This window comes from Streptomyces sp. DSM 42067 (genome assembly GCF_055792885.1).
Genome location: NZ_CM147706.1, coordinates 6,209,904 through 6,222,050, shown reverse-complemented (window position 1 = coordinate 6,222,050; position 12,147 = coordinate 6,209,904). Strand labels below are relative to the sequence as shown.

At 68.5% G+C, this 12,147-nt stretch carries 6 protein-coding genes; all 6 read right to left on the bottom strand.

Annotation, left to right across the window (positions count from 1 at the left end; genetic code table 11):
- Nucleotides 1–84: 84 nt before the first annotated feature.
- The 6 genes from ACSMXV_RS28380 to ACSMXV_RS28355 all read right to left on the bottom strand — a co-directional run bounded on the left by ACSMXV_RS28380 (nucleotide 85) and on the right by ACSMXV_RS28355 (nucleotide 12,046).
- Nucleotides 85–234, bottom strand: a complete 150-nt coding sequence (locus ACSMXV_RS28380; RefSeq protein WP_473174039.1) for a hypothetical protein — start codon at nucleotides 232–234, stop codon at nucleotides 85–87.
- Between the two features lie 1,168 nt (nucleotides 235–1,402).
- Nucleotides 1,403–2,137 (bottom strand): ATP-binding protein, encoded by a 735-nt coding sequence (locus tag ACSMXV_RS28375; protein ID WP_473174038.1) that lies wholly within the window; start codon nucleotides 2,135–2,137, stop codon nucleotides 1,403–1,405.
- A 717-nt stretch (nucleotides 2,138–2,854) separates the two neighbouring features.
- Nucleotides 2,855–5,719 (bottom strand): pPIWI_RE module domain-containing protein, encoded by a 2,865-nt coding sequence (locus tag ACSMXV_RS28370; RefSeq protein ID WP_473174037.1) that lies wholly within the window; start codon nucleotides 5,717–5,719, stop codon nucleotides 2,855–2,857.
- An 84-nt stretch (nucleotides 5,720–5,803) separates the two neighbouring features.
- A complete protein-coding gene (locus tag ACSMXV_RS28365; RefSeq protein WP_473174036.1) occupies nucleotides 5,804–9,241 on the bottom strand; it encodes a pPIWI_RE_Z domain-containing protein in 3,438 nt (1,145 codons plus the stop codon).
- On the bottom strand, nucleotides 9,234–10,409 hold the full coding sequence (locus ACSMXV_RS28360; protein WP_473174035.1) for a pPIWI_RE_Y domain-containing protein: 1,176 nt from the start codon (nucleotides 10,407–10,409) through the stop codon (nucleotides 9,234–9,236). The genes ACSMXV_RS28365 and ACSMXV_RS28360 overlap by 8 nt, the downstream gene beginning before the upstream one ends.
- Nucleotides 10,406–12,046, bottom strand: a complete 1,641-nt coding sequence (locus ACSMXV_RS28355) for a PD-(D/E)XK nuclease family protein (protein WP_473174034.1) — start codon at nucleotides 12,044–12,046, stop codon at nucleotides 10,406–10,408. Before ACSMXV_RS28355 ends, ACSMXV_RS28360 begins: the two co-directional genes overlap by 4 nt.
- Between the last annotated feature and the right edge of the window lie 101 nt (nucleotides 12,047–12,147).

The window sequence follows — 12,147 nt, the reverse complement described above, 5'->3', positions numbered from 1 at the left end:
TACGGGAGGCGCCCAGGAGGACCGGGGGCGGGTGGGGCGGCGGGCATGTGGTGTCCCTCTCCCATGGTTATGTGCGGGGGAGGCTCAGGGCCGGCTGGTTTCGACCTGTCCGCTTTCCGGTGGGGTGCTGCGGTGGGTGTAGAGCCACTCCAGCACCTCGCGGATCGCGGCACCTTGGCGCTGAACCAGCGCCTGAGCGTCCTCCCCGTCAACAGCGATGTACTCGACGACCACCCGCGGCCCCTCGGCTGAGCAGGGCTTATCCGGTGTGCCGCTCGCGGTCGTCGTCCATGGACGCTCCGTCTCGGCCGTGTCGTCAAGGCCGCCGTCCGGCGTGTCGGATAGGGGGCGTGAGGGGTGGTTCACGGTCGCTCCGGTGGCTACGGGGCCCAGCCCATTTCTGATGCTGACGTCACGTAATAGAGATTTCGGGCGGCGCATTTGCCACCATCTCAACGGCCGTTCGAACCCTCCGTGGTTCTCTGACCGAGCGCCGATCACAAGCAACTCTTCATAGGTAGAAGGGGAAGCGAGCCTGTGGCGAGCCACCTGCGAACCCGTTGGCGGGCTGGGGCAGAACCAGAATCTTCTTGGTTCGATTCTCGGGAAGTTCGTCAGGAAGGCCAGGCGCATCGGCGAGGCATACGTTGAGGCGCCCGTCAAGCCTGCCACTTCAGAGGGCGTTGAGCCTCTCTGAGGCGACTCTGCCGACTGCTCGTAGGACAAGGTTGTGCACGACACGACAGCTAACGTTGATGGCCGCTTCTGCAAGCGAGCCGCGTCATCCCTCCCTATGATTTCGAGTTGTGGGAGTGGAGCCGCTGCCACGACTTGGACCGATCGATCGAGTACGCAACTCCCCCAGGTTGAGGTCGGCCACCGATCGGATTGGACCTCGATCGGAGACAGGTATGTGCGGATACCGCGAACGCCCGCCCCGTCAAAGCGCCGTGAATACGCTTACGCGGGCGCTATAGGCCCGGTTAGCGGTCAGGCAGCCCAGGAATGCCAGTAGATTGCCATGCGCCGGACGCCACCTGCGGCAACGCGCCCACGCAGCGGAGAAGACCCCTCTCGCCACGCGCACCGATCCGACCGTGCATTTGAAATTGCTAGAGCGTGCTGCCAGCCGTCGGCGAACCAGCAGCCACCCGATCGGTCGCCCGCAGCTAATCTCTCCACCGATCGGCACGCGCTCTCGCTGCATCTGATCTGGCTCGTGGTGTGCGATGAGGCCGTTCCACTTCACCGGGCCGCTCCGATGGGTCGTGTCGGCAGTCACCGAGTTCACGCAGTCAACAGACCTGACTCACTCGACCGCCAGTAAGGACGTGGGGACACTGGAACATCACGGCCTCAATTCCGTGCCATCGGAAGCTGCACCGGCAGCCATTGCAAGCAACTATGAGGGATACTCAGTTTCGGAGTTCCAGGCCGGACGCCGTTCACCAGTAGATCGGGACGCATTGCTCCACCGATATACAGTCGTCCTCGTGCGACAGTGGCTCGTAATGAACCTGAGCTGCGCCATTGTGTCAGGTGGGGGTGTCGCGTCCAAGAGCGTACACAGAGACGACGGGGGATACGGCCCCCGAAACGACAGGGTAAACGAAACTCGAACCACCACATTGGAGATTACATGAGAGCTATCACGGGCCGGACCTACCACGAAGGCAAGGTAGAGCGAACCACACGATCTTGGTGCTCGTCCGGCTATAGAAGCCCCAAGCCCCATTGGTGAGTTCGTGGACGATGCGCAGACCACGTCCGCGCTCGGAAAGCAATGCGCACGGCGCCTCAGGCCGCCCCCTCGGTTCTCCTCTGACGGGGCGTACGGGGTCTCGGCAGGAAAGGCGGGAATCTCCGGGATCCGCGGGTCATGGTCCTCGACTTCGCAGATGACTTCCGTAGCGGTGCGACGCAGCCGCATCTCGTACGGCCCCGCGGCATACCTGGTGGCGTTGGTGACGAGCTCGGACATGGCCAGTACCGCGTCGCCGATCACCTCGCAGTCGAATCCGAGTTCGACGAGGGCGCAGCGGAGGGCAGTGCGGGCTTGGGCGGAGGCGTCGGGGGTGCAGTTCGTCGAGCGCCACACCACGCACGAGTTGCAGTCCAGAGCACGTTGCGCGGTCATCGCCGTCCTCCACGGGCCGCGTGACGCACGCGTGGGACGCGGCGGTGACGGCTACGTCCGGGACGTAGGCAATTGCGTGCCTCACAGAGCGCGAACGGGTCGGCCATCACCACGTACGGCAGCAACAGCTCAGCGATGAAAAGAAGCGGTGTCACTACAGGGACCTCCCGGTGATCGCGATTGGTTCGCGACCACCACACCGTGGGAACACGAAGAGCGGAATACTGCTCTGACGAGTACTTTCAGTGCATCTCGAGGGGTATCGCGGGTCCCAATGGGTGAGCAGTCCGTCACGCCCAGCACGCTCGGCGCACGTCGCCCGGAACGGCCTGGGTCGCCCTCGCCGTGTTCACCGAGGCAGAAGCCGCCGAGCGCAACACGGCACGGTCCTCGACCACGCCCGCCGCGGGGCAGCGCACACTGGACGATGCCCGCAGCCCTGCCCGTGCGCTGGCTCCGCTCCTTGATCGCGGTTTCGAACTCCTGCAGCCGGTCGCCGAAGAGACGGGGCGCTGCGAAGGAGGTGGCGTAGAGGTAGCCGAGGATGCTCCCGGCGTTCCAGGTGCGGTGGACGGGGATCCTGACCTCCTCTACCTGGTCGAAGGGCGACTCCTCCATGATCTCGCTGGGGGCCGTTGTGGTGCTAGGGCTTCCTGCAGACCAGGCAACCGGCTCACGGGGATGAGGTGACCGGCCCGTGCGCCGGAAACATGTAGGTCACTCGTCGTCATCCGCGTCGTCGAAGTCGAAGGCCAGCTGGCCCGACAGAGCGTCGTCCGGCGCGGCCGCAGCCTGGGGTTCCGTCGGGTCCAAGGCCTCCTCGATCTCGTGAGGCAGAGCGTAATCATCCGCGAGTCGCGCAAGATGGAGGATCAAGGGCAGAGCCAACCCCTCGCGACCAGCACGGTAGTCCTCGCTGAAACGCTGCTGGTGGACGAATGCGGCCCATGCCTCCGCGTCGTCACCGGGCTGAAGGCACGCGACGGTCAGTTCCAGAAGATCCGGGTTCCAGGCGTTCACCGTCGGCCGGTAGGCGTTGTTGCCCGAGGCATTGGTGTGCGGAGTCAGTTTGGCGTCGTCGTTGGTGAGCTTCGTCTGCGTGCCGGACTTGCCGGTAGTGCTGTAGAAGACGCGGTCCGAGTCTCCCCGCACCCCGGGCCGCCACAGCCCCATCGCGATGCCCCCGCTCTGCTTGCCCTCCAACTCGGGAGAGAGTTCCTCCGCCTCGGCCCAGCACTGTGCCGTCTCGTCCCGGCTGCCGTCGGCGATCCGGACGACACGAAGCTGCTTGCCGTACAGACCGATCCGCTGAACGGGACCTCCGTCGAGGCCGAGCCTGTCCCGTTCCAGACCGTCGTTCCTCAGCCAGGGCCAGCGCTTCCGGACGTCCTGAGCATGGGCCAGAACGAGCGTCGGGGTACTGCGCAGTTGCGCGAGGGTCTTCTTGACGAAGGCCGCCGTGAGGGCCGACTGCTCAGCGCTGTTCTTCCTGCCTTCGACCCGTCCTGTCAGCGACTTGAGGAGTTCGGGGTACGGCACCCATTCGTGCATGTCGGCCGACTTGCCCAGCACGCACTTCGCGCCCGGCCGGATGAGCACCGCGATGGGCGTGAACTGCTGCTTGCCCGTGGGCCCGTCAAGGCGGCGTTCCACGAGGTGAAAGGCCACCTGGTTCAGGTTCGCGGGGATGAGCGTGTCACCGAGCGTGTGCTGAGGCACCAGCCGCATACCGGTCTGGCGCAGGCCGTCCGACCAGGCCGCGGCGGCACGCAGCCCTGCATCGGCGAGAGCCTCCTCCGTCCCCGCATCCGGGTCCGGTGGACGGATGAACTGGGTCACCAGGCCTGCGTCCGCGCAGCCGAGGCGGATCGCGTGCTTGGGGTCGGTCCGTCGCTTGGCTTGGCGGAAAGCATCCTGCCCGTCGAGCTCCACGAAGGCCAGCCGCACCCCGGGGACGGCTTCCCGCAGGGCGGCCATGGCCCGCGCGACACCGATACGGCGCTCCTCGATGGCCTTGTCGTGTTCCTGCCCCCGGCGCGGCACGCTGTCGCCTCCCAGCGGTGCGCCGAGAGCGCCCAGGGGCCGCGCGTGCAGCCGGACGGTCAGCTCATCCGCCTCCCACACCCAGGTATCGGGGCCCTGCGCGTGCCGGTGCCCGGCCAGCCCCAGCCCCATCTCCGCCGCTGCGATCATCTGATCGCGGATGGCATCGTTCTGGTGGAACACGACCGCGGTGAGGTCTTCCCCTTCGAGGGCTTCGGCCAGGCGTGCCCGCAGAACCTGAGCGTTGTGGGCCGCGTTCAGCTCACGCTGGTCCAGGATGACCGCGCGCTCTTCGGGATCCTTCTTTTCCATGTTCTTGGGAATGGACGGCAGCTTCTTGAGCTGCTTCTTGGGCGGCCGCGCGTACGCACTGCGCTCGAGCTTCGGAACGGAGACGAACTCGGGAGCGATCGCCTGCTCCGCCCACTCGATCAGCCGTCGGCGTTCACTGGGCATCAGTCCGGTGCCGATCGTGTGCCTGCCCATAGCCGCCTGGTGCCCGATCGCGATCCGGATGCCGTCCCGGCCGTGGATCCAGTGGTCGGCCTCCTTCACCAGCCGGTCCGGGGACGGCAGTGCGTCGAGTGCGCTGATCCCGGCGAGCATTCCTTCTGCTCCGCCCTGACGCCAGTCCGTGGTGCCGTTCTTCCACTCCAGCATGGCGACGGCGAAACGCTGCGGCTGCGGGCCGTCGTGGACGAGGGAGTCGTCCGGGAGCAGGTACGCGGACACGCCCTTGCCGTACGGCATGTAGACCTTGCCGGTGACGAACCGACGCACGCCGGCGGCCACGTGGACGCGCGGGACGGGTGAGAAGGGAACGGTGCGCACGGTGACGCGGAGGGTCGCCGCGTAGTAGGCCGGCTTGCCGTCGCCGCCACCGCGCCGCCTGGGTACGTACTCGATCACGTTCGACATCAGCTCGGCGCCCCCACTTCCCTGCCCCCTGGCCCCCGTGCGGCCGGCGACCTGTCGGAACGACAGCTGCTGCCCGTGGTGTTCGTACGGTCCCTGGCGCGCGATCCTTTCGGCGAGGACGTCGGGAAGCAACCGGTACACGTGGGGCGCGGGCAGAGCGGTTCCTCCGGGCGACACCTTCTGCTCGAGGAGGTCGACCCTGCCGGGCCGCCAGCTGAGAGCCGCGGTGTCGAGGTCACGAAAGCAGTTCATCAGCAGGGCCGCGGTCTCGGGATCGCCGGCATCGCGCGGGAGGCTCTTGAGCCAGGTGGCGATGTAGAGGTTCGTCACCGCCATCGGGTACGCGTCCTGGCAGTACAGCCAGGGGTTCTCCGAACCGAATTGTGCCGTGGAGTCGACCGTGACGATGTCCGGCGCGGTGGCGCGCATCAGCTGGTTGACAGCCGCTGTGGGTACGCGGCGCCGTCGCTCGGCCTGCCCCTCTGTCATTCCGCCGTGGTAGATGCGCAGGAGTGGTTCCTCCCAGCGGGCGGGCAGGGAGAGCGTGTGCATCGGGACGACGAAGGATCCCCGTGCCGGGTCGGGCAGGTACGCCGCCGGACGGTTGTACTGGTAGGCCATGGTGTCGGTTCTCCTCGGAGCAAGGCGTGAAGTCTTCGGACGCGACGCGAACACGTCGGGGGTGCGGTGTGGTGACGGATGCCGTCAGCCCATGTCCACCAGGGCGCGGTAGAGCGGTTCGTACAGCTCACGGACCAGGGACTTGTCGATCGGGGCAAGGTGCCGCTCCGCCGTGTTCCCGTCCTCGAAGAAGGGGGCGAGCACCTCACGCATGCTCGCCAGCAGGCTGGTGTCGGGGGTGTCCGTGTCCTGGAATCCGGCTTCTCTGGGAGAGAAAGCCGCGTCGACGAAGACCACCCGGGCCGGCACGCCGCCGCGCACCAGACGACCGATGACCTGCCACATGACGACGAGCTGGTCCCAGGTGAACGCCGTCTTCTCCTCGTCCCGCAGGCTGGACCAGGCCAGCCGCCGGGTGAGGAAGCGGTTCCACTGACGGCGTGCGCGGCTGCGGAACGCCACAGCCGCCTGGTCGGGGGTGGTGGCGGCGAGCGCGTTCTGCCTGAAGGATCCGTCAGCATCCCGGAGTTGGCGTACGGCCCAGTCGTTGATGGACTGGATGGCGAGCGCGATGTCGTCGGGCCGAGGGTGTGGGCGTGCCAGGAAATAGACCGTGCCGATGGCCGCCTTGCCATCGCGCAGGACGATGTTGTGTCCCCGCTCCACGGCGAGCAGCGGCGCGACGAGAATGTCGCCGCCGACCGAGGGGAAAGCCTTCACGTCACCGCGGGGCAGTGTCCGTGCGGCGGCGTCCTCCGGCAGCCGGGTCCAGGCGGTGTCGGAGTCCGCGTCGTCGGACACGAGTCGGGTGACGCGGCCGTTCCACTCGGGGATCTGGTTGAGGTACTCGGCGGCCCGACGTGCCTCGTCGTAGCTGCCGACGAGCAACAGGATGCGGCGGCGGTCCGGATCGTCGATCTCCTTCAGCTCGGCGTCCAGCATGCTCTCGGCGTCGGGCAGACTCCGGTCGGGCACCGCGAGCTGGTGCAGCATGTGCAGAAGGGCCTGTGGCCGTTCTTCGGGGTCGCAGCCGGACAGGCGCAGCGGCTTGGGCCGGTCGTTTCCGGGCCAGTACAAGAACTCCTTGCGGAACTCGCTGCCCAGGACGGCTTCGACTTCATCGTCGTGAGGACGCAGAACGGCACCGACGTCGGCGTGCACGTGGTACCTGCTCGACGTGCCCGCCCAGCTCGTTGCGGACATGAGCAGGACGTGCGGGCCCCGGCGGCCGTCCACGGCGCACAGGTCACCGAGCCGCATGAGCAGTTCGCGGCCCACGCCGTTGCAGTGGAAGAAGCGGAGTTCACCGCTGCGGTCACCCTCGCGCTCACGGTCGTCGTGGCGGAACTGGAAGCCGAGCACGTTACCCATGGGCGACTCGGGGATGACCGCCTCGTAGTCCTTGGGGGGCCTGCGGGAGAGCACGTTCGAGGCGCTCTCGAGATTGAGGGCGGCCTCGACGCGCGGCCACAGCGTGGTCATGAAGTCGAGGCGGCTGTGCAGAGCGGAAAGGAGCAAGGTGAACTCGAAGCGCCGGGCCTGGAGGTCGGCGTCCGCGAGCACCGTGCTGTCGTCTCCGACGATGTCGGTGAGGGTGTCGCGCAGCCTCTCACGCGTCCGTGCTCCCTGGGGCGCGTGCAGGAGTTCCAGGGCGAGGTGGACGAAGGTGTTCACCAAGGGTGTCACTTCATCGTCGTCTCCCGTGCTCTGTTGCTCGTGCAGCGGGTCGTCGCGGAACCGGCCGAGCGCACCGTCCAGCGTCCGGGCCGCCGCAGGCGGGCGTTCGCCCTCCTTCCGCCCCGGGAACCAGCTGTCCAGCAGCAGGTTGTGGAGGGTGAAGGCACTGAAGTAGTCGACGCTGATCCACCGCCTGAGCTTGTCGTCCTTGACGAGCAGGGCGAAGAGGCGGTCGGTGGCGGCGCTGACCGTGTTGACGGCGTTGGTCCAGTCGTCGACGTCACGGGCGGACAGCTGAAGTCGGCCGTCCCGGGCCATCTGCTGGAACTTGTGGACGGCGACCTCGTCGAACCAGGAGTTCGGGGCCTTGCCCACCAGAGTGCTGGCCGGCGCAAAGGCCGTGTCGAGCTGCATCTGCACCCGGTCGGCCTCGTCGACGATGATCAGGTCGCTGAGCCGGCATGCGAGTTCGAGGTACCGGAGCTGTTCCTGGTGCTGGTGCAGCGGGACGGAGCTGTGCACCAGACCGGCCGGGGTGGCGACCCACACCTGTGCGTCGACCAGATCACGAGCCCCGCGGTGGCGCGGACAGCGGTTCCACAACGGGCACAGTCTCCGCTGCGGCTTCGGACCTCGTGCGTCGCGCTGCGTGCTGTTCTCGTCATCGAGGAGGGGATCGCCGTCCGTGACCTCCTGCTCGGGGGCGGTGTACAGCGTGATGCACGGTGCTTCACGGACGCCGAGCGGGCGGCGGGCCTCCAAGCCGCGCAGCACGTCGACGGGGCAGGCGCTACTGAGGTAGGCGAAGCCCGCGTGGTCGTGCCCGAGCATGGTGGCGGCGCCGGCCGTGGCGGTGCGGCGGTGCAGCCGGTTGATGTTGCGCTCCCTGGTGGAGTGCCCGAGGATCGGCGCAGCCCGCACACCAAGCCGGTCGAACTGCTCGACCACCGCGAGTGTCTCGGCCACATCGCCGACGACGATGGTGACCCGGCGGGGTGTCCGGGTCACGAGGTGGTAGGTCAGGATGTCCCGGAGGGTGGACTTGCCGGCTCCCACCATCCCCACGAGGTGCAGCAGCCGGTCGATCCTCAGCCGTCCCTGTTCGGTGAAGCGGCCGAGTTCCGCGTCGCGCACGAGCAGTTTCACCCGCCGGAGCCGCCCGGCCCAGCCGTTGCGCGCCCCCTCCGGTGCCGACGCCTCGAGGGCGTCCATCTCGTCGGCGGCCTTCTCGAGCTCTTCCCAGGTGACGTCGACGGGCTCTCCACGCCCGGCCAGTGGTGCGTCAAGCGCGTGGGCGCGCGGCAGGGTGTCCGTCAGCAGTTCATCGTCGAACACCACGGAGTGGGTACGGTCCTGCACCCGGAAGGTGTGCTCTCCCTCCTCGGCGAACGGAATGGACCGCGTCGCGAACCGCGGAGCGGTGCTGAGCAGTTCTTCGAAGATCTCGAAACGGCGTGCGGCGCGCGACGGCTCGCGACGGCTCGGTACGGAGCCGGGTCCGTCGATGTCGTATCCGCGCAGGTGCTGGGGGACCTTCAGGTAGTCGGTCAGCGCCTCCGACCAGGCGTGCCGTCGCCGCATGTCCCACAGATAGTGGCGGGCGCGCAGAACGCGCAGCCGCTGTTCGTCGGTGCGGACGTCTCCGAACACCTCGCTGTACGGGTAACCGCCCAGCAGCGGCCAGACATCGGCGGCCGTGCGGGTGGGGGTCACGTCCTCCACGAGGTACAGGCCCAGTTCGACGTCGAGAAGGTCGCCGGGGCGGAAGCTGCCGAGGTTCGCCGGCCACACCTCGGTGAGCTGCTGCGGCGAGCAGCGCCGGTGCCATCCTCTGCGGTCACGCACGGCGTCCTCCTTCGGTACGCGGGTCCCCCGCCTTGCCACGTGGGGTGGAGATCTCATCGGCGACCAGCCGCAGGAAGGCCCGGTCGTCCAGCAGGGTGACCCGATCGGCCAGGTCCTCCGGCAGGTTGCGGCGGAACTGCCGCCCATACGCCTCGTTGTCGCGGAAGCGGTAGCGGGGCACGACGAGGAACGCCCGGTCGTACGGCGGCTCGTTCCTGAACGGCGTGAGGGAGCGCGCCAGGAGAACGGGGTTCACACGGTCCTTGACGTCCACCGCCCAGTGCTGTCGCCCCGGCAGGGGGACGCGCAGGTCGTACGCGTCGTAGTTGGGCCACATCTCGGCGGTGATTCCGAACTTCTTCTCCAGGGCGGCTTGCAGATCGGTCTCCGCGAGCCCGGGGCTGGTGATGAACATCCGCAGGGGGCGGCTGAGCTGGAAGACCCCGCCTTTGTCGGCAGGAAGCGGCGTGCCTTCGTCCGAGGTGCCGTCGCGGCGGCACCGGTCCAGTTCACATCGGTGGCCGCCGTGCAGCAGCGGCACCATCAGGCAGCGGCAGCGAGCGCACTGCCGGTACGTGCCGCGCCGCAGGTAGGAGGCGGGCACGGGCTCGTAGCAGCGCTTGATCACGTCGTGCAGCAGCATCCCGCAGTCGGGATCGCCGCCGAGCAGCGCCAGCTCGGCGCCGGTCAGCACGGGCCTGGAGGTGAGCAGAGCCCGAAACGCGGTGTACGCCTGCGGGGCCTTGGCCGCGCGGCACACGGCGAGTGCTTCCCGGATGCGTTCGTTCTCGAAGAGCTCGGCGGCCGGGTCGGCCGCGCTCACCTCCCACTCCAGACACAGCTGGTGCGGCAGCCGGGTCTCCGGATCGACGAGCAGGGCCGCTCCGGGAAAGTTGTCGGGCGGCAGCTCCAACGGCCACTCAGTCAGCGGCCGTTCACAAGCCCAGCGGACCATCTGCGGCACACTGCCCGGCGGTGCCTCGCCCCGGCGCAGGCAGTGCAGGACGAGTCGGTTGTACGCGTTCTGCACCTTCGCCGGGTAGACCGGGTTGGGTACGGTCCTCTGCCGGGACAGGCACGCCAGGGCGCTGGCGATCTGTCGGAGCAACCCCTCGTCCGTGCCGACGGCGTCCTCGGACCGTGCGTCCCTCATGCCGGTCGTGGTCACGCCTCCCCCTCTCCCGCGACGGCGCTGTCGGGCGCGGCGCTCGGACACCACCGTGATACCGGACAGGACCGGCAATGCGGTCCGGGGCGGGCGTCCCATGTCTCGTCCTCCCGCCACGGACCGGCGTACCGCTGTAGAACCGACAGCGCCTTCCGCTGCCGGCCGGGGTCCGTCGGGTCGATCACGTGCGGCTCGGAACCGTCCGGCCGGAGGATCTCCACCTCGACGCGTGAACCGTCCGGATCGCCGCCCAGCGCGCCCTGCGCCAGGAGCGTGACCGCCAGGGCGAGTTGAGGGTAGGTATCGAGAGGGTCCTCGTGGTGACGGCGCCGCTTCCGTGTCGTCTTGAGCTCCCGCCACACCCACGAGCCGTCCTCCTGGTAGAGCAGGTCGGGTTTGGCGATGACGACGGCCTGCGCCGCGGTGTCGTGGACGACTCGGAGGGCTTCGGGCTCGACCCGCTGGATAAGGGCGGCGTCCTGGAAGGGACAGGCGTCGACGTGGTGGACCAGCATGTCCCGACCGGTCGCGGCGTCCTCGTCGGAGACCCGCCAGCGTCCCTCTGTCCAGTTCTCGCCCTCCGGGGGCATGTCGCCGGCCGCGCACGGCGGCCATCCCGGGCGCCGGTGCAGCTTTTCGATCCAGCCGTGCACCGCCTGGCCGAGCCTGGCAGCACTGCCGTACTCGTCGGACTTGGGCAGGTGCAAGGCACGGAGGAATCCCTGTGCGGGGCAGGCCGCGTGATAGCGCAGATCGCTGACCGACACCTTCCTCAGTGGTGCCATCCGCGAGGGAAGGCCGAGGACGCCGGGCCTGCGCGGCACGGCCTCGCAGCCCGTGAACTGCTTGCAGTCGACGCAGGATGAGCCGGGTACCGGCCTGCCGCCCGCCACGACACGGGCCACGTGCGCGTGCCCGTGCTCGGCGTAGTACGCCTCGGCGTCCTCGGCCGTCCCGTCGAACTGCACGCGCGGTTGTCCGTCGGCGAGCCCGACTTCGACGATACGCACCCGCTCGGGCCGGGCAGTGGGTCCGTACGGCTGGAACGCGCGCGCCCACTTCCGCGGCCAGGCCGCCTGGCGCCCGTGAACGGCCACGTACACGGCGATGGCGATCTCGCCGGGCTCGGAGTCCTTGGCCTCGCCGTGCCGCAGCCGCCGGTACTCGCGCAGTCGTCCGTCGGCCGACTCGTACCTGCGCCACCAGGCGTACATCTCCCAGAACTTGCCGTTCTCTCGCTGGGCCACCCAGTACGGGCGGACCGGCTGCAGCCGCTGCTCACCGTCGCCGGTGCACGCTTCTATGTACGTACGGAGGGCGTGCTCGGCATACGTCAGGTGACCGGGGTGGAGCGCGGGGGTGCGGGAGCGCAGCCCCGCCAGGGCCTGGTCGGGTGTCTCACCGTGGAACTCGACCCGGTCGACGGCGTCCATCACCGGCCCGAGGGTGAACGTCTCGAGCTCCGGCTTCGGAAGCCGGAGAGGCCGGGCCGGCCACAGACCGGGCCGGGCCTTGGCCGCGGCGTGCGAGGGGCAGGTGTGCTCCTCGCTCCCACCCGTACCGGGCCCCACGCGCATGAGGCCGTCGTTCCCGGTCAGCCAGTGTGGCTTGTGCCATGCCGTCGTGTCGTGACTCATTGCCTCCCCCTTGTCTCGGAACAGACGGCACCCTTCGGTCCGGCCGGGTGCGCCGCCGCATGCGACCGTAGCAGGTAATCTTGGAACTCATTGGAAGTTCT